Source organism: Streptomyces sp. NPDC047049 (assembly GCF_040643995.1).
Classification (GTDB): domain Bacteria; phylum Actinomycetota; class Actinomycetes; order Streptomycetales; family Streptomycetaceae; genus Streptomyces; species Streptomyces mooreae.
On the sequence record NZ_JBEYVM010000003.1, the window covers coordinates 583,960 to 608,208 of the forward strand.

The 24,249-nt window shown below is 72.8% G+C and carries 16 protein-coding genes; 9 read left to right on the plus strand and 7 right to left on the minus strand.

What is annotated here, in order from left to right:
• Positions 1-260 precede the first annotated feature (260 nt).
• From ABZ851_RS10590 to fxsT, 5 genes are all read left to right on the plus strand, one after another.
• Complete coding sequence (locus ABZ851_RS10590) at positions 261-1,316, plus strand: MoxR family ATPase (RefSeq protein WP_088799963.1); 1,056 nt, start codon at positions 261-263, stop codon at positions 1,314-1,316.
• 5 nt (positions 1,317-1,321) lie between these two features.
• Positions 1,322-4,732 (plus strand): SAV_2336 N-terminal domain-related protein, encoded by a 3,411-nt coding sequence (locus ABZ851_RS10595; RefSeq protein WP_361124670.1) that lies wholly within the window; start codon positions 1,322-1,324, stop codon positions 4,730-4,732.
• Positions 4,733-4,828: 96 nt separating this feature from the next.
• On the plus strand, positions 4,829-5,047 hold the full coding sequence (locus ABZ851_RS10600; protein ID WP_088799966.1) for a YxD-tail cyclophane-containing RiPP peptide: 219 nt from the start codon (positions 4,829-4,831) through the stop codon (positions 5,045-5,047).
• A gap of 160 nt (positions 5,048-5,207) precedes the next feature.
• Entirely contained in the window at positions 5,208-6,377 is a 1,170-nt protein-coding gene (locus ABZ851_RS10605; RefSeq protein WP_361124673.1) for an FxsB family cyclophane-forming radical SAM/SPASM peptide maturase, read from the plus strand.
• 132 nt (positions 6,378-6,509) lie between these two features.
• Positions 6,510-9,521: an FxSxx-COOH system tetratricopeptide repeat protein gene (gene fxsT / locus ABZ851_RS10610; protein ID WP_361124675.1), complete on the plus strand. Its 3,012-nt coding sequence runs from the start codon at positions 6,510-6,512 to the stop codon at positions 9,519-9,521.
• Between the two features lie 98 nt (positions 9,522-9,619).
• On the opposite strand, the gene ABZ851_RS10615 is transcribed toward fxsT, so the two are convergent.
• The 4 genes from ABZ851_RS10615 to ABZ851_RS10630 form a co-directional block, all read right to left on the minus strand.
• Positions 9,620-13,411 (minus strand): multifunctional oxoglutarate decarboxylase/oxoglutarate dehydrogenase thiamine pyrophosphate-binding subunit/dihydrolipoyllysine-residue succinyltransferase subunit, encoded by a 3,792-nt coding sequence (locus tag ABZ851_RS10615; RefSeq protein ID WP_361124677.1) that lies wholly within the window; start codon positions 13,409-13,411, stop codon positions 9,620-9,622.
• 237 nt (positions 13,412-13,648) lie between these two features.
• Positions 13,649-14,785 carry an ATP-binding protein gene (locus tag ABZ851_RS10620; RefSeq protein ID WP_361124679.1) on the minus strand — a complete coding sequence of 379 codons (1,137 nt, stop codon included), beginning with the start codon at positions 14,783-14,785 and terminating at the stop codon, positions 13,649-13,651.
• Positions 14,782-15,519: a response regulator transcription factor gene (locus tag ABZ851_RS10625; protein ID WP_336050154.1), complete on the minus strand. Its 738-nt coding sequence runs from the start codon at positions 15,517-15,519 to the stop codon at positions 14,782-14,784. The genes ABZ851_RS10620 and ABZ851_RS10625 overlap by 4 nt, the downstream gene beginning before the upstream one ends.
• A gap of 72 nt (positions 15,520-15,591) precedes the next feature.
• The gene (locus ABZ851_RS10630; RefSeq protein WP_361124681.1) at positions 15,592-16,356 is read right to left on the minus strand and encodes a spermidine synthase; all 765 of its coding nucleotides are present in this window, start codon (positions 16,354-16,356) and stop codon (positions 15,592-15,594) included.
• A 259-nt stretch (positions 16,357-16,615) separates the two neighbouring features.
• Here ABZ851_RS10630 and ABZ851_RS10635 point away from each other — a divergent pair, with 259 nt between their 5' ends.
• Entirely contained in the window at positions 16,616-17,479 is an 864-nt protein-coding gene (locus tag ABZ851_RS10635) for a rhomboid-like protein (RefSeq protein ID WP_361124683.1), read from the plus strand.
• On the opposite strand, the gene ABZ851_RS10640 is transcribed toward ABZ851_RS10635, so the two are convergent.
• Both ABZ851_RS10640 and ABZ851_RS10645 read right to left on the minus strand, forming a co-directional pair.
• Positions 17,473-18,042 (minus strand): hypothetical protein, encoded by a 570-nt coding sequence (locus ABZ851_RS10640; RefSeq protein WP_361124685.1) that lies wholly within the window; start codon positions 18,040-18,042, stop codon positions 17,473-17,475. The genes ABZ851_RS10635 and ABZ851_RS10640 overlap by 7 nt on opposite strands.
• A gap of 175 nt (positions 18,043-18,217) precedes the next feature.
• Positions 18,218-18,733: a YfbM family protein gene (locus ABZ851_RS10645; RefSeq protein ID WP_361124687.1), complete on the minus strand. Its 516-nt coding sequence runs from the start codon at positions 18,731-18,733 to the stop codon at positions 18,218-18,220.
• 214 nt (positions 18,734-18,947) lie between these two features.
• Between ABZ851_RS10645 and ABZ851_RS10650 the strand changes: the two genes are divergently transcribed.
• Positions 18,948-19,757: a pentapeptide repeat-containing protein gene (locus tag ABZ851_RS10650; RefSeq protein WP_361124957.1), complete on the plus strand. Its 810-nt coding sequence runs from the start codon at positions 18,948-18,950 to the stop codon at positions 19,755-19,757.
• Positions 19,758-19,860: 103 nt separating this feature from the next.
• Positions 19,861-22,320 (plus strand): endopeptidase La, encoded by a 2,460-nt coding sequence (gene lon / locus ABZ851_RS10655; RefSeq protein WP_361124689.1) that lies wholly within the window; start codon positions 19,861-19,863, stop codon positions 22,318-22,320.
• 148 nt (positions 22,321-22,468) lie between these two features.
• Here lon and ABZ851_RS10660 read toward each other — a convergent pair whose 3' ends face one another.
• Complete coding sequence (locus tag ABZ851_RS10660) at positions 22,469-23,326, minus strand: lysozyme (protein WP_361124691.1); 858 nt, start codon at positions 23,324-23,326, stop codon at positions 22,469-22,471.
• Positions 23,327-23,627: 301 nt separating this feature from the next.
• Between ABZ851_RS10660 and ABZ851_RS10665 the strand changes: the two genes are divergently transcribed.
• Complete coding sequence (locus ABZ851_RS10665; protein WP_093491762.1) at positions 23,628-24,119, plus strand: MarR family transcriptional regulator; 492 nt, start codon at positions 23,628-23,630, stop codon at positions 24,117-24,119.
• Positions 24,120-24,249: the final 130 nt, after the last annotated feature.

Consider the following 24,249-nt stretch of genomic DNA (forward strand, 5'->3'; position numbering starts at 1 on the left):
CCCCTCCCGAGGCAAGTGGCGCCCCGTGCACGGCACTTGGGCGCCCGCGATGCCCCTGCGGGAGACCGGAAACCGCCCCGCGCGCTTCCGTCCGGCTGAGTACTGTCATAGCGTCGTGGAAGACTTGTCCGTGAGGCGCACCTGCGTGATGGCGGGTGGCGGACGTGGGGGAGGCCGGGGTGGATGATGCCGACGTCTCCGGCGCTCCGCCATGACCATCGCTCCTGACCGAGGCCTGGCCGGCGACGAGGAGTTCCGACGTGAGCGACTGGCTCATCTACCGTGGCGCGGGGGCACCGCACGACGGAATTGAGCACCTTCCGCCGCCACCCCCATGGCGCGATTTCGACGGTGGCCCTCTGGTGGCGCCGCCCGCCGCCCTCGACCCCTCCTCCGAGCGCAGGCTCGGCGTGCAGCACCGCGAAGCCAGCCACCACCGCCCCGGCGAGACCGAGCGCGAGCTGGTCAACGCCGCCCTCTACCTGCGCCGTCCGCTGCTGGTGACCGGCGCGCCGGGCAGCGGCAAGAGCACCCTGGCGCATTCGGTCGCCTACGAACTCGGCCTCGGCCGGGTGCTCGGCTGGCCGGTCGTCAGCCGCAGCACCCTGCGCGACGGCCTGTACGACTACGACGCCATCGGCCGCCTCCAGGACCTCCAGATCGCCCGCGCGGCCCCGGCCGCCGCGGACGACGAGGTGGCGGCCGGCCCGGACCCCACCGACGAACCCGGCGGCGGCATCGGCCGCTACATCCGCCTCGGCCCGCTGGGCACGGCCCTGCTGCCCGCCGCCCGGCCCCGCGTCCTGCTCGTCGACGAGCTCGACAAGAGCGATATCGACCTGCCCAACGACCTCCTCAATGTGCTGGAGGAAGGGGAGTTCCGGATTCCGGAGCTGGAGCGGCTGGCCGGATCCGCCCCCGAGGTGGAGGTGCTGAGCGACGACGGCGCGCGGGTGACGGTGCGCGACGGCCGGGTGCGCTGCCACGCCTTCCCCTTCATCGTCCTCACCAGCAACGGCGAACGCGACTTCCCGGCGCCCCTGCTGCGCCGCTGTATCCACCTCCACATCCCGGTGCCCGACAAGGAGCGGCTGGCCGCCATGGTGCGGGCCCACTTCGGCGAGGGCGCGGCCGAGCGCTACGAAGCGGTGATCGACGGCTTCCTGGACCGCGAGCCCGGCGATGTCCGCGCCGTCGACCAGCTCTTCAACGCCATCCACCTCACGCAGAAGGCCGGCTGGACGGACGAGGACGAGGAGGAGACCCGGCGGCGTCTGACGGCGGAGCTGATGCGGCCTCTCGATCGGACGAGGTGAGTGCGGTGCACCACGGGGAGCCCGGCCCGGGCCCCCTCGACGAACTCGTCGCCCGGCTGACCGCGGCGGGGGTGCCCGCGGACGCCCGCGGAATGGCCGACGCCCTCTGGCTCGCCCAGTGGATCACCCCGGACGCCACCCGGGCCGACGGCTCCGTGCAGGCCGGGCCCGCCCGCCCCCAGGAGCCCGGTGGTCCGGATCCGGCCACTTTCCGGGTGGGACCGGCCGTCTCCCTCGATCCCGCAAACGCCCGCGGAACACCGCCGGACGGCAGCGACAGCGGCGACGGCCCCGGCTCCGCGGACGCGGACCCGTCCTCGTCCGTCCTCCGGGACGGCGCCCGGCGCCGGGTCGCGGAGCTGCTGCCCACCCGGGACGAACGGCTGCCCGACCCCGACCGGCAGCGCCTGGGCGAGGTCGCGGTCCCGATCGCCTCCGCGTTCCCCGGGCTGCTGCCGCTGCAGCGGGCGCTGCGGCCCATCCAGCGCTACCGCCCGCCGGTCGCCCCGGCCCGCCGCAAGCTGGACGAGCCCGCCACCGCCGAACTCTCCGCCCACGCAGAAATGATCATCCCGGTGCTGCGCGGGGTGCACCGCCGGGCGGCCGCGCTGCGGCTGCTGATGGACGGCTCGTCCTCGATGGCCGTCTGGGAGCAGATGCTGCACGACCTGCGCCAGGTCTGCGAACGGGTCGGCGCCTTCCGTGATGTGACGGTGCACTACCTCCATCCGCACGGCCAGGACGTCGGCGTCGCCGCGGCCCCGGGCCCCGGCCGCCCGCTGCGCCCCGCCGACCAGCTGCACGACCCGACGGGCCACCACCTCACCCTCGTGGTCAGCGACTGCGCGGGCCCGCTGTGGGGGGACGGCCGGATGCAGCGGCTGCTCTACCGCTGGGCGGCCGACGCCCCGCTCGCCGTGGTCCAGCCGCTGCCGCAGCGGATGTGGGCGCGTACCCTCCTGCCCGCCGTGGCCGGCATCCTCGTCCGCCGCCAGGGCCCCTACCAAGCCCTCGGCTTCCGCCCGTCCCGCCGTCGCCGGCGCCCCGCCGCGGCACCGGGCGCCGCGCACGCAACGCCCCGCGAACGCGCCATCCCGGTCCTCTCCGCCACCCCCTCCGCCCTCGGTTCCTGGGCCCGGCTGGCCGCCGCCGACGCCGGTCTCTCGCTGCGCGGCGCGGCCTGTGTCGTACGGGCCGACCACGGCGCCGGCCGGCCGGCCCCGCCGCTGCCCGAGCCCGAGCGCGCCGCACCCGCCCGTATGGTCCGCGCGTTCGACCAGCAGGCCTCGCCCGCCGCCCGGCTGCTCGCCGTCCACCTCTCGGCCGTCCCGCTCGCGCTGCCCGTCATCCAGCTCGTCCAGCGCGCGATGCTGCCCCAGACCGGCCCGGCCGAGCTGGCGGAGGTGCTGCTCAGCGGCCTGGTCACGCAACTTCCCGCCGAGGAGGGGACAGCGGGGGAGCAGGGCGGGGTGAGCGGTCCGTGGTACGACTTCGTACCCGGTGTACGCGACGAACTCCTCGGCCGGCTCAGTGCGGGCGAGGCCGCCCTGGTGCTCAAGCACTGCTCGCTCTACATCGAGCGCACCTTCGGCCGCAGCGCCCGCAACTTCCCGGCCGTCGCGGTCGCCATGCTCTCCGGCAGCGGCCGTGAGCCCGAGACCGGCCAGCGGGCCGTCCCCGAACCCTTCGCCCGGGTCTCCGAGCGCGTGCTGCGCCGCTTCGAACCGGCCCTGCGCCCGCCCGCCCGGCCGCCGTACGCGCCCGACGGCCCCGCAGCGGAAGGCGCCGCCCTCCTGGAGCGCTACGAACAGGGCCGCGCCGTCCGGGACCTGATCGAGGCCGTCCGGCTGCTGCGCGCCGCCACCGAACGGCTGCCCGTGGCCGGCACCGACCTCGCCCGCGCCCTGCTGCACGCCTGGGCGAAGTGGCGCCAGCCGGACGCCCTGGAGGAGGCGGAGCGCGCGGCACTCGCCGCCGAGCGGGCCACGGCCGAGGGGACCGCCGGCGACCAGGAGGCCGTCACCGCCGCCCGCGAGGCCGAGCGCACCCGGGCGCTGATCGTGCTCGGCCGGGTCGGCCACGCCCGCGCCCGCGAACGCCACAGCGCCGGCACACCGGACGAGGAACGCAGCGCGCTCGCCGACGCCGCCCGCCGGCTGCACGCAGCCTGCGGGCTGATGAGCCTGCTCGACCCCCGCGTCCTGGAGTGCATGGTGCTGCGCACCGAGGTCCTGCGCCGCCTCGCTGCCCTGCCCGCCCCCGACGGTGCGCCGGGGACCGACGAGCTCCCGGGGGACGGCGACCTGGCCGCCGACGACCCCCTCGACGAGGCGGAACGCTGCCTGTCCACCCTGCTCGACCAGTGGCCCAGCGGCGAGCAGGTACCCGGCGAGGTCTACGCCGCCCGGGGCGGTGTCCTGCTCGACCAGGCCCGCCGGGCCGCCCGCGGCCGCGCGCAAGGGCCGCAGTTTGCCCAGGCGCTCGCGGTGCGGGCCGCCGACGACCTCGACGCCGCCACCGTCCTGCTGCGCCGCCGCGGCAGCGCCGCCGACCGGCTGGTGTGCGAGACGCTGCTGGAGCTGGCGGCGGCCCGCCAGCTGCACGACGGCGCGGGCCTGCCGTCCGTGCTGCCGCTCCTCGAACGCGCCCGGGAGATGGCCCGCGTCCTCGACGACCCGGCGCTGGAAGCGGCCGCCCTGCGCCGTACGGCCGCCGTCCAGCGCGCCGTGCACACCCGCACCGGCGACCTGACCGCCCTCGACGCCGCCCTCGCCGCACTGGCCGCCGCGCTCCGCCTGGCCACCCCCGATTCACCCGAGCACAGCGCGCTGCTGGCCGAGCGGGGCGCGGCGCTGCTGCTGCGCGCCCGTCTGGAGCCGGCCGGCGGGCCGGGCAAACGGCTGGCCAACGAGGCGGTGCACGTCCTGCGCGAGGCGCTGGGCCGGGCCGGGCCGCAGGACCCCGACCTCGGCCACCACCGTCTGCTGTTCGGCCGCGCCCTGCGGCTGCGCTACGAACGCCAGCCCTCCCTCGCCGATCTGCACGAGGCCGACTGGATCCTGGAGCTGGCCGCCCGCGGCGTGGACGTACCGGACGCGGTGTCGGCCGAGGCCTGGCTCGAAGTGGGCGACATCCAGCTGCTGCTGGACCGCCGCTTCGACTCCCGCGAGCGCCACGACCGGGCCGCCGCCTGCTTCCGCCGCGCCGCCGCGGCCGCCCGGCGGGCCGGCAGTCCCCTGCTGGCCGCCCGCGCCCACCACCGCCGCGGCGAGGTCCTGGAGGTCACCGCCGGTCCCCGTTCGGCGCTGCACGCCTACCGCGAGAGCTGGGAGCAGTGGCAGCACGCCGCGGAGGAGACCGGCGCCGAGGCCCAGCGCACCCGCGCCCGGATGCGCGCCCTGGAATCCACCGCCTGAGCGCCCGTCCGGCTGCCTGGCCGTCCGCACCGGAACGTGTTTCCGTGGACGGGAGTTCGGGAACACACCCGTCCAGCCGGCCCAGAGGAGAGCAGCGTGGCGACTACCCCCCGCACCGAACCGGCGGTGGCCGCCCGGCCGGGGCCGTCGGCCGAGCGGCTGCCGGATTTCGCCGGGGTTGACGTGGGCGTTCTGGCGGCGCGGACGGATCATGCGGTGCTGGGAGAGGTGGCGGCACTGCTGCTGCGCAACTGGCCCTCGGCGGACGAGGCCGTGGCGTACTACGAGGACGGCCCGGAAATAGCCTTGCATTGACAGGCAAGAACGACGGTTTTTGGGCAAACGTGCAAGGGAACCGGCCAGTTGCCGAGGGAATCCGGTTCCCCGACCGCGGGCCGAGCCAAGTACCAGACAGCGGGCGGGAGCTGTCGATCCCGTACCTCGACGCAGGCGGACGAGTGCAGGGGGCGGTGCCGTGGCGGGGGAGAAGACCGGCCGGACGACCGTCGTGCCCTTCCGGCAGTTCGTCCTGAAGGTCCACAGCCGCTGCAACCTCGCCTGCACCTACTGCTACATCTACACCGGCCCCGACCGCAGCTGGCGCACCCGCCCGCCGACGGTCCCGGCCGCCACCGTCCGGCAGACCGCCCTGCGCATCGCCGAACACGCCCGCACCCACCGGCTGCGCGAGGTCCGGATCGACCTGCACGGCGGCGAGCCGCTGCTCACCGGCCCCGGCCCGCTCCTGGAACAGGCCGCCGCGATCCGCGCCGCGCTGCCCGACGGCTGCACCGCCGAATTCGGTCTGCAGACCAACGGCACGCTCCTCACCCGGGAGCGGATCGACACCCTCGCGGCCGCGGGGTTCCGGCTCGGCCTCAGCCTGGACGGCGGCACGCCCGGCCTCAACCGCCGCCGGACCGACCACGCCGGGCGGCCCTCCTGGCCCGCGGTCTCCCGCGCCGTACGCCTGCTCCGTGACCGGCCCGACGCCTTCGCCGGCATCCTGTGCACCATCGACATCACCGCCGACCCTGCCGAGGTCCACGACTCACTGCGCGCCCTGGACCCCCCGATGGTCGACTTCCTCCTCCCGCACGCCAACTGGTCCAGCCCTCCCCCCGCCAACGCCGGGAGGGGCGCCGGGCCCGCGGCCGGCCGCACCCCGTACGGCGACTGGCTGTGCACCGTCTTCGACCTGTGGTGGGACGGCGGCCCCGGACCCCGGGTGCGGGTGTTCACCGAAATCCTCGGCCTCCTCCTGGGCCGCCCCAGCTCCAGCGAGGCGGTCGGTCTCTCGCCCGTCGTCGCCCTGGTCGTCGACACCGACGGCGCCATCGAACAGGTGGACTCGCTCAAATCCACCTACGAGGGCGCCGCCGCCACCGGCCTCGACGTCTTCCGCCACACCTTCGACGAGGCCCTGGACCACCCCGGGATGGCCGCCCGCCGCAGCGGCCGGGACGGCCTCGGGGCACAGTGCCGCGGCTGCGCCCTGGTGGAGGTGTGCGGCGGCGGCAATTACGCGCACCGCTACCGCGCGGACACCGGCGGATTCGCCCACCCGTCCGTCTACTGCGCCGACCTGGAACGCCTGATACGGCATATCGCGGCCCGGCTGGACGCCACCATCGCGCTCAACTGACCTGGCGTCCACATGTCCTGACGCACTGTCGTCATATCGGGGGACACTTGGGCTATCGTGCCGAACAGCCAGGGCGTGCCGGACGAGACAGCCTCTGCAGCGCGCACCATCGCATCCCAGGGAGACGGTCGCATGGTCGAGCAGACCACCTTTTCCGGTCCCACCGGCTCGGGCGAGCACATCACCATCAGCTATGCGGGCTTCACCCGGCCCTGGGCGGCATGGATCTCCCACCAGCTGGAAGCGCAGGGCCACGGCACCACCCTGCTGCGCTGGGACCCCCGGGCGGACACCGCGCTGGTGGCGGAGCTGTCGGGGCTGCTGGAGGCCGAGGGCCGGCTGCTGATCGTGCTCGACGACTGGTACTTCCGGCTGGGCCCCAAGACGCAGGAGGAGTGGACGGCCGCGCTGCGCGAGGTGGTCTCCCCGCACGCCGACCGGTTCGCCGCGGTGAGCGTGGCCACCCAGTCGCTGCCCGCCACCGCGTCCCTGCTGCGCCCCGCCGACCTGCGTGACCTTGACGCCCGCGAGGCCAACCGCCGGGTGCTGCAACGGCTCGGCATCGCCGGGCAGGGCCGGGCCGTGGACGAGGAGGCGCCCGGCGCGCCCCGCTTCCCGAACAACCCGCCCGAGGTGTGGAACATCCCGCGCCGCAACAACCGCTTCACCGGCCGCGACAACGTCCTCGAAGAGCTGCACGGCAAGCTGGCCGGCTCCGGGGCCGGCGCGGGCCCGCCGCTGGAGACCCGTATCGCGCTCTACGGCACCTCCGGCGTCGGCAAGAGCCAGATCGCCGCCGAATACGCCCACCGCTTCGGCAACGACTACGACGTGGTGTGGTGGATCAGCGCCACCAACCGCGGCGCCGCCCGCGAACAGCTCGCCGAACTCGCCACCCGGCTCGGCCTGCCCGTCGGCCGGGAGCTGGGCGACCGCATCCGCGCCGTCCACGAAGCGCTCCGCGTCGGCCGCCCCTACCGCCGCTGGCTGCTGGTCTTCGACAGCGCCGACGACATGGAGCAGATCGAGGACCTGGTCCCCGACGGCCGGGGCCATGTCCTGATCACCACCCTCACCCGCGACTGGTCGGGCTCCGGCAGCGCCCAGGAGATCGAGGTCCTGCCCTTCCGGCGCGTCGAGAGCGTCGCCTACGCGCGGCGGCGGGCACCACGGCTGACGCCGATGGAGGCCGACCTGCTCTCCGACGCCGTCCAGGACCTGCCGCTGCTGCTCGCCCAGACCGCCGCCTGGCTCGACGCCAACCCGATGTCCCCCAAGGAGTACATCGAACTGATCCGCCGCGGAGAGCCCAGCCTCGTCGGCATCCGGATCTCGTCCGACTACCCCATGGCCTTCCAGACCAGCTGGGCCATAACCCTCAACACCCTGCGCGAACGCAGCCCCGCCGCGGTCGAACTGCTCAAGCTGTTCGCGTTCTTCGCCCCGGACACCATCCCCGTCCCGATGCTCGCCCAGGCCCGCCGCGGCGACCTGCCCGAACACCTCGCGGACCTGGCCGCCGAGCCGATCAGCTGGAACACCGCCCTGCGCCGGCTGACCGAATCCACCGCCGTACGCCTCGACTACCAGGTCTCCGAAGACGCCGACCCGGCCGTGGAAACCGCGCTGATGCACCGGCTCTACCACCGGTTCCTGCGCAGTGACATGACCGAGGACGAGCGCGACCTGATGGCGGCGACGGCCTGCCGGGTGCTGGTCACCGCCGACCCGCAGAACCCCGCCGACACCCGCTGCTGGGAGCGCTACGCCGAACTCATCCCGCATCTGGAGCCGGCCGGCGTCCTCGACAGCCCCGAGCCCGCGGTCCAGCAGCTGCTGCTCAACTGCGTCGAATACCTCAGGGTCCGCGGCGAGTACCGCATGGGCCTGCGCCTGTGCGAACAGTTCATGTCCCGCTGGCGCACCCGGCTCGCGGCCACCCAGCGCACCATGCTCGTACTCACCCACCAGCACGCCAACATGCTGCGCAGGCTCGGCCGCTACCGCGAGGCCGAAGCAGTCGGCAGCGCCGTCGTCGACCAGCTCGCCGCCGAGCGGGACGCGGCCGACGCCGACCTGCTGCGGGCGCAGGACGGCCTGGCCGGCACCCTGATCGCGCTGGGCTCGTACGCCCAGGCCTATGACCTCTTCGACGCCGTCTGGCGGGCCTACACCGACCTGCTCGGCCCGGAGGCACCCCGCACCCTCTCCTCGCGGCACAACCTCGGCACGGTCCTGGCGCTGCTCGGCCGCTACGAGGAAGCGCTGGTCACCCACCGCGAGGTGCTGGCCTTCCGGGAGCGCGAGCTGCGCGCCCGGCACCACCTCACGCTCAACGCGGGCACCGCCTACGCCCGTACGCTGCGCCTGCTCGGCCGCTACCGCGACGCCACCTCCGCCCAGGAGCTCAACGCCCGGCTGCATCTGCAGGTGATGGGCCCGCACACCCCGCAGACGCTGCGCGCCGAGCACAACCTCGCGCTGTGCCTGCGCCGCTCCGGCGAGACCGCCCGCGCCGCCACACTGCTGGCCGACCTCGTCGAGCGCTCCCGCCGGGTCCAGGGGCCCCGCCACCCCGAGACGCTGATGGTGCGCGCGGACCACGCCACCTTCCTGCGGGAGCACGGCGACCTCGGGCACGCCCGCGATCTCGCCGAGGAGGTCGCCGAGCGCTACCGGGCACTTGCCGGCGAGCGCCACCCGTACACCGTCGGCGCCCTGGGAAACGTCGGGCTGGTCCGCGCCGAGTTCGGCGATCCGGCACAGGCGCTGGAGCTCGCGGACCGGGCGCTCGGCGGGATGACCGAGGCGATGGGCCCCGACCATCCCTGGACGCTGGGCTGTGCGCTGAACGCCGGTGCCGCCCGAAACCGGGTGGACGACGAGGAGGGCGCGGTGGAGCTGGGCCGCGCCACACTGGAGCGCGCCAGGGCGACGCTGGGCGACACCCACCCGCTGACCCTCTCCGCGAAGACCGCACTGGCCGAGGACCTGCGGGCACTGCGCCGTGGCCAGGAGGCGGCGAAGCTGGAGCAGGAGGCGATCGGGCAGCTCTCCGGGACGCTGGGCGCCGAGCACCCGCACACCCTGTCCGCCCGGCGCCGCCGCCGCCCGTACTGGGACTTCGAACCGCAGCCCGTCTGAGAACCTGCGTCAGCACCGCGGCATGCGGAAGGGCCCGCCCCCACCGGGGACGGGCCCTTCCGCTGTTTCACCACCGGTCACCCCGGCGGCCTGACGCCTCAGGCGTCGAAGGCCTCCGCGACCAGCTGTGCCTGCTCGGCCTGGTGGCGCTTGGCGGAGCCGACGGCCGGCGACGAGGAGTGCGGCCGCGAGATGCGGCGCAGGCGCTCGCCGTGCGGGACATCGGCACCGACGGCCAGGTCGAGGTGGTCGATCAGGTTGAGGCCGAGGAACGGCCAGGCACCCTGGTTCGCCGGCTCTTCCTGCGTCCACAGGTACTTCTCGGCGTTCGGGAACTTGGCGATCTCCGCCTGGAGCTCCTTGCCGGGAAGCGGGTAGAGACGCTCGATGCGGACGATCGCGGTGTCGTTCGCGCCGCGCTTCTCGCGCTCGGCCTCCAGGTCGTAGTAGACCTTGCCGGAGCAGAAGATGACCTTGCGGACATCCTCGGCCTTGACCGTGGAGTCACCGATGACGGGGCGGAAGCCGCCCGTCGTGAACTCTTCCGTCTTCGACGCCGCGGCCTTCAGACGCAGCATCGACTTCGGGGTGAAGACGACCAGCGGCTTGTGGTGCGGGTTGTGGACCTGCCAGCGCAGCAGGTGGAAGTAGTTCGACGGCAGGGTCGGCGCGGCGACCGTCATGTTGTTCTGCGCGCACAGCTGGAGGAAGCGCTCGATCCGGGCCGAGGAGTGGTCCGGGCCCTGGCCCTCGTAGCCGTGCGGCAGCAGCAGGGTGACGCCGGACGTCTGGCCCCACTTCTGCTCCGCCGAGGAGATGAACTCGTCGACGACGGTCTGGGCGCCGTTGACGAAGTCACCGAACTGCGCCTCCCACATGACCAGCGCCTCCGGGCGGGCCAGGGAGTAGCCGTACTCGAAGCCCATCGCCGCGTACTCGCTCAGCAGCGAGTCGTAGACGTTGAAGCGGGCCTGGTCCTCGGCGAGGTAGAGCAGCGGGGTGAAGTCGTCACCGGTCGCGCGGTCGATCAGCACCGCGTGGCGCTGGCCGAAGGTGCCGCGGCGGGAGTCCTGGCCGGCGAGCCGGACCGGGGTGCCCTCCATCAGCAGCGAACCGATGGCCAGGGTCTCGCCCATGCCCCAGTCGATGGTGTCGTCCTCGACCTGGGCCGCGCGGCGCTGCAGCTGGGGCAGCAGACGCGGGTGGACGGTGACCCGCTCGGGGATGTTGACCTGCGACTCGGCGATCCGCTTGACGACCTCCTGGGAGATCGCGGTGTCGACGTAGACCGGGAACTCGGCCTTCGGCTGCGGCACCTCGGGGGCGGTCGGCGTCGTCGTGGCGTCGCGGACCTCGGTGAAGACCTTCTCCAGCTGGCCCTGGAAGTCCTGCAGCGCCTGCTCGGCCTCTTCCAGCGTGATGTCGCCGCGACCGATCAGGGACTCGGTGTAGAGCTTGCGCACCGAGCGCTTCTTGTCGATCAGGTCGTACATCAGCGGCTGGGTGAAGGCCGGGTTGTCCGACTCGTTGTGACCGCGGCGGCGGTAGCAGATCAGGTCGATGACGACGTCCTTGTTGAACGCCTGGCGGAACTCGAAGGCCAGACGGGCAACGCGGACGACGGCCTCGGGGTCGTCGCCGTTGACGTGGAAGATCGGCGCCTCGATCATGCGGGCCACGTCGGTGGCGTACATGGACGAACGCGACGACTCCGGAGCGGCGGTGAAGCCGACCTGGTTGTTGATGACCACGTGCACCGTGCCGCCGGTGCGGTAGCCGCGCAGCTGGGACATGTTCAGCGTCTCCGCGACCACGCCCTGGCCCGCGAAGGCCGCGTCACCGTGCAGCTGGATCGGCAGGACCGTGAAGTCCGTGCCGCCCTTGTTGATGATGTCCTGCTTGGCGCGCGCCACACCCTCGACGACCGGGTCGACGGCCTCCAGGTGGGAGGGGTTGGCGGTCAGCGAGACCTTGATCTGTTCACCGTCGAGGCCCGTGAAGGTGCCCTCGGCGCCCAGGTGGTACTTCACGTCGCCGGAGCCGTGCATCGACTTCGGGTCGAGGTTGCCCTCGAACTCACGGAAGATCTGCGCGTAGGACTTGCCGACGATGTTGGCGAGGACGTTCAGGCGGCCGCGGTGGGCCATGCCGATGACGCACTCGTCCAGCCGCGATTCGGCCGCGGAGTCGATGACCGCGTCCAGCAGCGGGATGACGGACTCGCCGCCCTCCAGCGAGAAGCGCTTCTGGCCGACGTACTTCGTCTGCAGGAACGTCTCGAACGCCTCGGCGGAGTTCAGCCGGCGCAGGATGCGCAGCTGCTCCTCGCGCTCGGGCGACTTGTGCGAGCGCTCGACCCGGTCCTGGATCCACTGGCGCTGCTTGGGGTCCTGGATGTGCATGAACTCGATGCCGGTGGTGCGGCAGTACGAGTCGCGCAGCACGCCCAGGATGTCGCGCAGCTTCATCATGGACTTGCCGGAGAAGCCGCCGACCGCGAACTCGCGCTCCAGGTCCCACAGGGTGAGGCCGTGCTCGGTGATGTCGAGGTCGGGGTGCTTGCGCTGGTGGTACTCCAGCGGGTCGGTGTCGGCCATGACGTGGCCGCGGACCCGGTAGGAGTGGATCAGCTCGAAGACCCGCGCGGCCTTGGTGACGTCGTCGTCGTGCGAGACGTCGATGTCCCGCAGCCAGCGCACCGGCTCGTACGGGATCCGCAGCGACTTGAAGATGTCGTCGAAGAAGCCGTTCTCGCCGAGCAGCAGCTGGCTCATGACGCGCAGGAATTCGCCGGAGGCGGCGCCCTGGATCACCCGGTGGTCATAGGTGCTGGTCAGCGTCATGACCTTGGAGACGCCCAGCTTGTTCAGGGCGTCCTGGGAGGTGCCCTGGAACTCCGCGGGGTAGTCCATCGCGCCGACGCCCATGATCATGGACTGGCCGGGCATCAGACGCGGCACGGAGTGCACGGTGCCGATGCCGCCCGGGTTCGTCAGCGACGCGGTGACTCCGGTGAAGTCGTCCATCGTCAGCTTGTTGTCGCGGGCCCGGCGGACGATGTCCTCATAGGCCTGCCAGAACTCGAAGAAGGTCAGCGTCTCGGCCTTCTTGATGGCGGCGACGACGAGCTGGCGGTCGCCGTTCGGCTTCACCAGGTCGATGGCCAGACCGAGGTTGACGTGCTCGGGCTTGACCAGCGTCGGCTTGCCGTCCTTCTCCGCGAAGGAGTGGTTCATCGACGGCATGGCCTTGAGGGCCTGCACCATCGCGTACCCGATGAGGTGGGTGAAGGAGACCTTCCCACCGCGGGCGCGCTTGAGGTGGTTGTTGATCACGATGCGGTTGTCGAAGAGCAGCTTCACCGGGACCGCGCGGACGGACGTGGCCGTCGGCAGCTCCAGGGAGGCGTTCATGTTCTTCGCGACGGCGGCCGACGGGCCACGCAGCGTGACGAACTCGGGACCGGCAGTGACCTCGCCGTCGCCCTTCTGGGCGGCGTCCTTGGCGGCCGGCTTGGCCGGCGCGGACTTCGCCGGCGCGGCCTTGGCCGGGGCCGGCGCGCTCGCGGCCGGCTTCGCCGGGGTGGCCGGCGCGGCGGCAGCGGGCTTGGGCTCGGCGGCGGCGGGCGCCGCCGGGGACGACTGCGCCGGGGCGGCCGGAGCGGGGGCGGAGCCCTCTGCCGGCTGGGCCGGCGCGGTGGCGCCGCCGCCCGGCTTGTAGTCGGCGAAGAAGTCCCACCAGGCTCGGTCTACCGAGTTCGGGTCCTGGAGGTACTGCTGGTAGATCTCGTCGACGAGCCACTCATTGGGACCGAACGCAGCGGCAGGGTTCTTACCCTGCCCCTCCTGGTCGGTCGAGATGCTCGAGCTGTTGGGGGACTGTAGCGACACGGCGGCAACCGCCCTCTTCCGCTTCCTAAGGTGGTGGACAGCGGGAATAAAGGCTACGCCTGTTGGGACCCTGGATGCAGGCTGGGAGGGTCACTCGTCGCGTACGTCACATTCCCGGACGGGTTTCGGGGCAGGACCTGACGGGAAACACACGAGGTTTGCCTGTATACGGGTAGGGCTGATCACCGCGGGACCCGTGCAGGAGTGCTCCCACCCACGACCCTACGTCAGCGGCCGTCAGCTTCGAGCTGACTCCAACCCCGGAAGAGTGACCCGGATCCGGCAACCGCGGGAGGATTCGGCCACGCCGATGCGCCCGCCGTGCAGGTCGACGGCCCAGCGCGCGATGGCCAGGCCCAGGCCCGTTCCCCCGTCGGAGCCGGGGCCCGAGGGGGCGGGGCCGCCGCGGTTGAAGCGCTCGAAGACCCGGTAGCGCTCCGACTCGGGGATGCCGGGGCCCTCGTCCTGCACGTCCAGCTCCAGGCTCTCGGGGCCCTCGCCGCGGCGCGCGTGCACCGTGACCCGGCCGTGCCGCGGGCTGTGCTTGATCGCGTTGTCGATGAGATTGGCCACGACCTGGTGCAGCCGCTCGGCGTCCGCGTGCGCGGTCAGCTCGGGCGGCGAGACGTCGAGGTGGAGATGGACGTCCGTACGGGTGTGGGTGCCGGAGCCGGCGACCCCCGACAGTCCCGAGAGGGTGGAGGCGCCGCGGCTCATATTGGCCTCCTTGAGCACCCCGGACAGATACGGCCAGACCTCGAAGCGACGGGCGTGCAGCGGCACCACCCCGTTGTCCAGCCGGGACAGGTCGAGAAGGTGCTCGACGAGGCGGCCCAGCCGCTCGGTCTGCTTCAGTGCCGTCCGCATGGTCTCCGGGTCCGGCTCGCTGACCCCGTCGACGACGTTCTCCAGGACGGCACGGAGCGCGGCGATCGGGGTGCGCAGCTCGTGCGAGACATTCGCCACCAGCTCCTTGCGGTGGGTGTCCACCGCCTCCAGATCGGCCGCCATCCGGTTGAAGGCGTTCGCCAGATCGCCGAACTCGTCGCGGCGCTCCGAGCGGACCCGGCGGCTGTAGTTACCGTGCGCCATCGACCGGGTGACGTCCGTCATCTCGTCGAGCGGAGCGGTCAGGCTGTTGGCCACGAACTGGGTGATCAGCAGCGAGGCGATCACCGAGAAGATCGTGATCACCCGCAGCTCGGTCGCCGAGTGCATCGCGACGAAGACCAGCAGCGTGGTGATGATCACCGACACGCTGACCAGCGCGCCGAGCGCGGCCTTCACCGAGCGGTACGGGTCGAGCGGGCGCAGGCCCTCCCAGACCCGCCGCCCCAGCTCGCGTACGGGCGTGTGCCACCAGCGCCGCGTCATGCGGCCGGGGTCTCCAGGGCGTAGCCGACGCCGTGGACCGTACGGATGCGCTCGGCGCCGATCTTGCGGCGCAGCGCCTTGATGTGGCTGTCGACCGTACGGGTCCCGGAGGCGTCCGCCCAGTCCCACACCTCGGCCAGCAGCTGCTCACGGGAGAGCACCGCGCGCGGGGTGTTCGCCAGGCAGACCAGCAGATCGAACTCGGTGGGCGTCAGATGGACGTCCGCGCCGCGCACCCGCACCCGGCGCTGGGCGTGGTCGATCTCCAGCTCGCCCAGCCGGAGGATGCCGGTGCGCGGGGTGTGCGCGGCCAGCGCCGCGCGCTCGACCCGCCGCAGCAGGACGTGCACCCGGGCGGCCAGCTCCCGCATCGAGAACGGCTTGGTCATGTAGTCGTCGGCGCCGACACCGAGGCCGACGAGCATGTCGGTCTCGTCGTCCCGGGCGGTGAGCATCATCACGGGCACCGGCCGCTGCGCCTGGACCCGGCGGCACACCTCCAGGCCGTCGAAGCCCGGGAGCATCACATCGAGGACCAGCAGATCCGGCTGCCAGGCCTCCGCGGTCTCCACCGCGGCCGGGCCGTCGGTCGCCGTCTGCACCTGGAAGCCCTCGGCGCGCAGCCGGGCCGCGATGGCCTCGACGATCGTCGGGTCGTCCTCCACGACCAGTACCCGGCGCTGGGCGCCCGGCGTGGCGGCGGTGCCGCCCTGCGTTGTCTGAGTCTGGTCCATCGCCCGCCCCTGCATCCCCTGCGTGGTCGCGTATTGCTGGGCAGCAGCGTACGGGCATGGTGTGAGTGTCGGCTACGCGCCCTTCCGCGCGAGATGGACCACGTCAGGGACGCCTCGGACAACGGGGATCTCTTCCGTATGTACCCCGCGGAATCCGGCATTTCGCAAGGCTTCCTCGAAGGCCGGCGAGGGCTGCGCGGACCAGACGGCGAGCACGCCACCCGGTGTCAGACGGTCCCGGCAGGCGGCGAGCCCGCCGGGGGAGTAGAGGCTGTCGTTGTCCTCGGTGACGGTCCAGTCGGGGCCGTTGTCGATGTCCAAACACAGGGCGTCGTAGGTGTCTTGGCCCGCTGGGGTCCGCAGGTGGGCGACCAGGTCGGTGTGCAGGATCTCGCTGCGCGGATCGGCCAGCGCGGCCGCCGAGACCGCCGAGAGCGGGCCCGTGCGGTGCCAGTCGATGACCGCCTCCTCGCGCTCGACGACCACGATCCGGCCCCAGCGCGGCTCTTCTGCCGCCCTGGCCAGGGAGAACCCGACGCCGAGGCCGCCGATCAGTACGGAAGGCCGGGCGCGGTCGGCCGGCAGCGCGGCCAGTGCGGCGTCGATCAGCAGCCGCTCGGACCGGCCGTCGGAGGTGTCCATCAGGAAGCAGCCGTTGGCGATGATCTCGTAGACCGCGGGCTCCGCGGCGGCGCCGGAGGCCTCGATTCCGGGGCCTGTGGGGGGTCCGCCCCGCTGTCGCAGCACCACTTCGCCGTACGGGCCCTCGCGGCGGTCGAGGGTGCGCGGGGCCTCGGGGAGGCCGGTCGTTGCCTGCGTCGGAGTAACGGGAGCCATGGCGCCATGGTGGCCAATACGGGCCGCGCCGGTCCAACGCCGGGGGCAGGTGTTCCGCCGCAAACGGCACGGACGTGACGCCCCGTTCGAGGGTTGCTTTGTGTGAGGGATGTCACTCACACAGCTTCTTCATGGGTTGAGCATGCAGGCTGTTCCGCGACGTAGGACACGGCAGACGCAGGGCAAGGCAGGGGAACCACGGCCGGGGGGACGGGTGTGCCTGACCGGATGCGCCAGGGACGGAAGGGGCCGCGGACAAGTGAGCTGGCTGGGAACCGCAGCAAGAGTGCGGGCCGATCGCGCGCCGTCCGCCGTACCGGGGACGGGGGACGGGCCGGGCGCCGCACCGGCCGTCCCACCGGGCCTGCTGCCGGGCGTCCCCCGGCAGCGCGCCTCCCGGCCGGCCCTCGTGGAGGCGGACCCGGCAGCGCTTCCCCGGCCCCCGCGACGACGGCCGTGGCGGCTGCTGCCCACGCCCGCCGGCACCCCTTTCACCTTCGGCTACGCCCTCCTCCTCGTGGCCACCTCGCTCTTCGCCGAGTACGCCGACCCGGTGCTGGTCTCCGACCTGCTCCAGGGCTCCAGTACGGACGTCGTCCACCTGGCCCAGGCCCCGCTGCTGGTGCTCGTCGCCAGCGCGCTGTGGATCGCGGGCGGTATGACCTCCGCGTACGCCATCGGCTTCCTCTTCGTCCTGACGGCGCTGGAGCGGCGGATCGGGGGGCTGCGCACCGCCGCCGTCTTCTTCGGCGGCCATGCGCTGGCCACCCTCGCCACCGAGCTGCCCGTCGCCTTCTCGGTCGCCGCCGGCGGGCTGCCGGAGAGCTCGCTGCACCGCCTCGACTACGGCATCAGCTTCGGCGTGATGACCAGCATCGGAGCCCTCGCCGGCCTGCTGCCCGCCTGGTTGCGCTGGCCCGTGCTGGCAGGTGTCGGCTATGTGGCCGTGACCGATCTGCTCGCCGCTCTCGACCCGATGACCGACTGGGGCCATCTGCTCTCGCTCACCCTGGGGATCGCGAGCTGGCCGCTGCTGCGCCGCTGGCGCACCCGGCACGCCCGGCCCGCGCCGCTCCTGGGCGACCTGGGGCATCCGGCGCTGCGGGGAGTGCGGACCTACTGAGCGGCCGGCGGCCGCGGGTTCACGGCCGAGCGGTACGTATGGGTGATGGCGTAGGCGCAGCCGCCCAGCAGCGCCACGCCGGACAGCACACCGCTGACGAACGGCACCCAGGCCACGGCCGAGGTCGCCGCCATGACCAGCCCGGCCGCCCCGAGCGCGGTCAGCGCGACACCGGGGACGGCGATGCTGCGCCGCTTCCAGACCGCCGACAGCGCCACGAAGTGCAGCCCGACGATCAGCGCGGTCCAGGCCACCGCGGCCGGCCCGGGGGCGCCCGCGGCGCGCAGCGCGAGATTGCCGCCGATCAGCAGCACCGCCTCGGCCCCCACGACGAACGCGAACCGTCCCTGGAACCAGTCCGCCCGGGGACTCCCGGCGCCGTCGGCGGGCCGCCCGAGGCGCCCGGCCCGCAGCGCCAGCGTCAGCAGCCCGGCGAAGGTGAGCACCGCGAGCACCCGCAGGGCGAGACCGAGCGCGGGATTCAGCGGGGCGTGTGCGTTGGCGACCACGAAGACCGTGCCGAAGAATGCGCCGATGAAGACTCCGGACATCCGCTGCAACATGCGGTGAAGGTAGCAGTCATGACGGGGTGTGAGGACGCAGGCGCCGGGCTTTTCCGCGCGGTCCGCCCGGCCCCGGCGGGCCGGCCTGCCCGAGCCGTCTCCGGCCCCGGCCGACCCCCTGCCCGAGCCGGACCCGGACCCGGCCGGACCCGCTGTCTCCGCGACACCCCACCCGTTATCCCAGCCACAGAAGCATGCCGTCCCCCTGGTCCGCCGCCGTGCGGAAGAACGGCCGCAGCTGCTCGTAGTGCTCGCGCACATACTCCAGGGACTCGCCCCGCTCCCAGACGATCGCCGGGTACACCTGAGCCGCGGCCAGATCCTCCGGGCCGACGCCGGCCGTCAGCCGCTCGCCGGATATCTCCGCCAGCGCCCCGGCGGCGGTCCGCACCCGCTCGGGGGTGAGGTAACGGGGCGGGCCGTAGCCCCAGTCGTCGGCATCCGGGACGGCCTCCTCGCCATGGACGATGTCCACCGGGAAGGCCGCCCGGCGCAGCAGGAATCCGAGCGCGTCCCAGGCCTTGTCGACATCCATGCAGCGCGCCGGCGCGGACCGCGCGGACCCGTCCGCTTCCGCCGCTGCCTCCGTCTCCATCCACCCGCCGATCAGCTCCAGCGCCCACTCGGGATCGCCGAGGGCGAGGTCGAGTTCGGCAGGGGTGACACGTGCGTACTCTCCGATCATGCTCATGGTTCCGAGGCTAGGGGCGACCACTGACAACGCCGGTCCGCGAAGGGGCCGTTGCCCTCCCGCGGCGAGCGCCTCCCGCCAGGCGCGGTCGCCGTGGCGGCCTGGGAGAATGGCGGCCCCTTCCGAGCGCGGCCCCGTGCGGCGCTCGCCGTCCCGCAGGAGTGCACCCGCCTTGACCCCGGACCGCAGGCCCTCGGCCGACCACGAGCAACCGATTCCGGACACCGCCGACCTCGGCCTGCGGTCCGACTGCGGCAGCTGCTTCGGGCTGTGCTGTGTGGCGCTGCCGTTCGCGGCGTCGGCGGACTTCGCGATCGACAAGGACGCCGGCCGGCCCTGCCCGAACCTGCGGACGGACTTCCGCTGCGGCATCCACACCGACCTTCGCCGGCGCGGCTTCCCCGGCTGCACGGTTTTCGACTGCTTCGGCGCCGGACAGAAGGTCTCCCAGGTCACCTTCGGCGGACGGGACTGGCGGCAGGCCCCGGAGACCGCCCGGCAGATGTTCGACGTCTTCCCCGTCATGCGGCAGTTGCACGAACTCCTCTGGTACCTGACCGAGGCGCTGTCCCGGCCCGCGGCCCGTCCGGTGCACGCCGAGCTGCGGGCCGCGCGGGAGAAGACCGAAGGCCTCACCCGGGCCGGCGCCCAGGAGCTCCTGGCGCTCGATGTGCCGGCTCACCGGGGTGAGGTCAACACCCTGCTGCTGCGCACCAGCGAACTCATACGGGCCGGGGTGCCGGGCCGCAAGAAGGAGCGGCGGGGGGCCGATCTCCTGGGGGCCCGCCTCAAGGGGGCGTCTCTCCGGGGCGCCAATCTCCGCGGCGCCTGCCTCATCGCGGCCGACCTCAAGGGCGCCGATCTGCGCACGGCGGACCTGATCGGCGCCGATCTGCGGGATGCCGATCTCAGCGGTGCCGATCTCACCGATGCCCTCTTCCTGACACAGTCGCAGCTCAACGCGGCCAAGGGCGACGCGGCGGCCAAGCTGCCGCAGGGCCTGTCCCGCCCCGTCCACTGGTAGCGCGCCGCGTCCGATCGCTCACAGCGAACGCACAGCGGGGAACATCTCCCGCCCCGGCTGCATTGAGTGGGTAAAGCTCAACTTGCTTGCCGAAGGGGAGATCATGGCTTCGACGTCCACACCGCTCACTCTGCCCGTACTGCCCCTCGATGACGAGGTCGTGCTCCCCGGCATGGTGGTGCCCCTGGACCTGTCCGACGCGGACGTCCGGGCAGCGGTGGAGGCCGCGCAGGCCGCCGCCAGCCCGGGTAACAAGCCGCGGGTGCTGCTCGTTCCCCGCGTCGACGGGACCTACGCCGGTATCGGCACGCTCGGGCGGATCGAGCAGGTCGGGCGGCTGTCCGACGGCGACCCCGGCGCGCTGATCCGGGGCCTGGGCCGGGTACGGATCGGTTCCGGCACGACCGGGCCCGGAGCCGCGCTCTGGGTGGAGGGCACGACCGTCGAGGAGACGGTCCCCGACCCCCTGCCCGGCGCGGTGACCGAACTCGTCACGGAGTACAAGGCGCTGGCCACCAGCTGGCTGCGCAAGCGCGGTGCCTGGCAGGTCGTCGACCGCGTCCAGCAGATCGAGGACGTCCCGACGCTGGCCGACAACTCCGGCTACTCGCCGTTCCTGACCACCGAACAGAAGGTCCACCTGCTGGAGACCGCCGATCCGGTCGCCCGGCTGAAGTACGCCACCGAGACGCTGCGCGAGCACCTGGCCGAGCAGGACGTCGCCGAATCCATCGCCAAGGACGTCCAGGAAGGCGTCGACAAGCAGCAGCGGGAGTTCCTGCTGCGGCGGCAGCTGGAGGCGGTCCGCAAGGAACTCGCCGGGCTGAACGGCGATCCGGAGGACGAGGGCGACGACTACCGCGCCCGGGTCGAGGCCGCCGACCTGCCCGAGGACGTCCGCAAGGCCGCCCTCAAGGAGGTCGACAAGCTGGAGCGGTCCAGCGACCAGAGCCCCGAGGGCTCCTGGATCCGCACCTGGCTGGACACCGTCCTGGAACTGCCCTGGAACGAACGCACCGAGGACGCCTACGACATCACCGGCGCCAGGGAGGTGCTGGACGCCGACCACTTCGGCCTGGACGACGTCAAGGAGCGGATCACTGAATACCTGGCCGTCCGCAAGCGACGGTCCGAGCGGGGCCTCGGGCCGGCCGGCGGGCCGTCGGAGGGGGCATCGCGCGGCGCCTTGGGCCAGGGCAGCGGCGGGCGGCGGGCGGGCGGCGCCGTGCTGGCGCTCGTCGGGCCGCCCGGGGTCGGCAAGACCTCGCTCGGTGAGTCCGTCGCGCGGGCCATGGGCCGGAAGTTCGTCCGGGTCGCGCTCGGCGGCGTCCGGGACGAGGCGGAGATCCGCGGCCACCGCCGCACCTACGTCGGCGCACTGCCCGGCCGGATCGTCCGCGCGATCAAGGAGGCCGGGTCGATGAACCCGGTGGTGCTGCTCGACGAGATCGACAAGGTGGGCTCCGACTTCCGGGGCGACCCGGCCGCCGCCCTCCTGGAGGTCCTGGACCCGGCGCAGAACCACACCTTCCGCGATCACTACCTGGAGGTCGAACTCGACCTCAGCGATGTGGTCTTCCTTGCCACCGCCAATGTCCTCGAAGCCATCCCCGAGCCGCTGCTCGACCGGATGGAGCTGGTGCGCCTGGACGGCTACACCGAGGACGAGAAGGTCGTCATCGCCCGGGACCACCTGCTGCCGCGCCAGCTGGAGCGGGCCGGTCTGGAGACCGGCGAGGTGACCCTGGAGGACGACGCGCTGCGCAAGCTGGCGGGGGAGTACACCCGCGAGGCGGGCGTGCGCAACCTGGAGCGCGCCGTCGCCAGGCTGCTGCGGAAGGTCACCGCACAGCACGAACTGGGCGAGCGGGAGCTGCCGTTCACGGTCGGCGTGGACCAGCTGCGCCCGCTGATCGGGCGGCCGCACCACACCCCCGAGGCGGCCCAGGACCCGGCCGAGCGGCGCACCGCGGTCCCCGGAGTGGTCACCGGACTCGCGGTCACCGGCGCCGGCGGCGACGTCCTCTATGTGGAGGCCTCGCTCGCCGATCCGGAGACCGGCGCCTCCGGGCTCCAGCTGACCGGCCAGCTCGGTGACGTGATGAAGGAGTCCGCGCACATCGCGCTGTCGTTCCTGCGCTCCCACGGCGCCGAACTGGAGCTGCCGGTCGCCGACCTGAAGGAGCGCGGTGTGCATCTGCACGTACCGGCGGGCGCCGTCCCCAAGGACGGGCCGAGCGCGGGCGTGACGATGACGACGGCGCTGGCCTCGCTGCTGTCGGGCCGGCAGGTCCGGCCGGATGTGGCGATGACCGGTGAGGTCTCGCTGACCGGGCGGGTGCTGCCGATCGGCGGCGTCAAGCAGAAGCTGCTGGCGGCGCACCGGGCCGGGATCACCACCGTCATCATTCCCCGGCGCAACGAACCGGACCTGGACGACGTACCGGCCGAGATCCTGGACTCCCTGGAGGTCCATCCGGTCGCCGATGTCCGCCAGGTGCTGGAACTGGCGCTGACCCCGGCCGCGAACGGGGCCGCCCCGGAGATGCAGGTCGCGGCCTGAGGGCCGTGGCTTGACGGCCGTGACCTGACGGACGCGGCGGCCTGAGGGACGCGGGCGGAAACGGTACGGGCCCCTGTCGCACCCGGTGTGCGGCAGGGGCCCGCTCCTGCGTACGGCCCGGGCGTGGAGAGGGCCGCACGCCCGCGTATCAGCCGTTGGCGAGGGCCTTGAGACGGTCCAGCGCGCCGTTGAAGCGGTTGTGGTCCCCGACCGTCGCGCCGGACGAGGTGTACTGCCAGATGGTGTGGAAGCCCCAGCCGGCCGGGAGTTCGCCGACCGACGAGCCGTAGCGCGGTATCCACAGCGGGTTGACGGCACCGAAGGCGGCGGAGTTGCCGGTGCACTGCTTCCACCAGCTGGTGGAGGTGTAGATGACGGCGTCCCGGCCGGTACGCGCCTTGTAGGTGGCGAACCAGTCCTTCATCCAGTTCACCAGGCCGGCCGCGCTCAGCCCGTAACAGGTGGTGCCGTAGGGGTTGTACTCCATGTCGAGCGCGCCGGGCAGCGTCTTGCCGTCCCTGGACCAGCCGCCGCCGTGGTTGACGAAGTAGGTGGCCTGGGCGGCGCCGCTGGAGGTGTCCGGTGTGGCGAAGTGGTACGCGCCCCGGATCATGCCGGTGTTGTAGGAGCCGTTGTACTGCTGCGCGAAGGACGGGTTGGTGTAGCTGGTGGACTCCGTCGCCTTGACATAGGCGAAGCGGACGCCGCTGTTCCAGAGCGTCGACCAGGCGACACTGCCGTTGTGGCTGCTGACGTCCACGCCCTCGACGGACGCGAGCGACGACGCCGGCGGTGCGGTGCCGGCCGCGGTGCCCTCGTGCCGGGCGATCTGGGAACCGGCCCAGTCCTGGCCGGGGTGGCGTGGCTCCGGCGCGCGCCGGGTGGCCGTGGCGCCGGCGGTGCCCGGCAGTCCGAGGAGGAGGGAGAGGACCGCGAGAAGGACCCCGGCCAGGGTCGTGAGGGAACGTGCGGGTCGGTGGGGGAAGCCGGATCTGAGCACGGACATACGTGCCTCCGAAGATCTCGGGGGTGACCTGAGGGGGGGAGGAGCTGAGGGGGGAGGAACTGACGGCATGGCGCCGACGTGCGGGCGCGGCGGTGCGACGGGCAGGACGCGCGGCGGACCGTTGACAGCCCGGGACTTTGTTATGCCCATGCCAGAAGCAACGTACGCGCGTAGAACGACGTGACAAAAGAGGGGCACCGTGCTGCCGTTGGTCTACTCCTGCGAAATACTGGCCGAGCTGCGGCTTCGGCCGCCGATGGCGGAAACTTTCAGGGCAGGGAAAGCGAGAAGGGGCGCTGACGTGCACAACACCGGAGCCGACGGTACGACGGCGGACGGCGAACCGATTGGTGTGGACCACGTATTTCTGGCCCTGGAACGTGAATTGGCGGTATTTCTCCGCCGGGCCCGTGCCTCGTCCGGCGAATTGGCACGAGAGGTACATCCCGACCTGGAGCCCTCCGCGTACGGCCTGCTCATGCGGCTGGCCGATGCCGGCACCCAGCGGGCCACCGGCCTCGCCGGCTTCTTCGGCGTCGGCAAGGCCACGATGAGCCGCCAGCTGCACGCCCTGGAAAAGCTCGGACTCATCGCCCGCGAGCCGGATCCGGCCGACGGCCGTGCCGTCCTGGTCCGCCTCACCGACGAGGGCCGCGACCGCTTCACCCGCGTCCGCACCGGCCGCCGCGCCCAGTACGCCCGCCGCCTCGCCTCCTGGGACCGCACCGAGGTCGCCGAACTCGCCCGTCTGCTGCACCGGCTGAACGCGGAGCAGGAGGGGGACGAGGTCTAGCTCCTCTGGGGTATCGCCTTGCGCGGCGGGGGAGCGGCCTCGCATCCCCCGGACCCGCGTCGCCGTGCTGCCGTTCCCCGGCGCCAGGAGAAATTTCCCGCCCGCCGGTGATTGTCACGGCGCCACAAAA

Bases quoted from the DNA above. Each gene is read 5' to 3' on its own strand.
- fxsT (WP_361124675.1), top strand. From the start codon at position 6,510: ATGGTCGAGCAGACCACCTTTTCCGGTCCCACCGGCTCGGGCGAGCAC.
- ABZ851_RS10620 (WP_361124679.1), bottom strand. From the start codon at position 14,785: ATGACGCGGCGCTGGTGGCACACGCCCGTACGCGAGCTGGGGCGGCGG.
- ABZ851_RS10625 (WP_336050154.1), bottom strand. From the start codon at position 15,519: ATGGACCAGACTCAGACAACGCAGGGCGGCACCGCCGCCACGCCGGGC.
- ABZ851_RS10630 (WP_361124681.1), bottom strand. From the start codon at position 16,356: ATGGCTCCCGTTACTCCGACGCAGGCAACGACCGGCCTCCCCGAGGCC.
- ABZ851_RS10640 (WP_361124685.1), bottom strand. From the start codon at position 18,042: ATGTTGCAGCGGATGTCCGGAGTCTTCATCGGCGCATTCTTCGGCACG.
- ABZ851_RS10645 (WP_361124687.1), bottom strand. From the start codon at position 18,733: ATGAGCATGATCGGAGAGTACGCACGTGTCACCCCTGCCGAACTCGAC.
- lon (WP_361124689.1), top strand. From the start codon at position 19,861: ATGGCTTCGACGTCCACACCGCTCACTCTGCCCGTACTGCCCCTCGAT.
- ABZ851_RS10660 (WP_361124691.1), bottom strand. From the start codon at position 23,326: ATGTCCGTGCTCAGATCCGGCTTCCCCCACCGACCCGCACGTTCCCTC.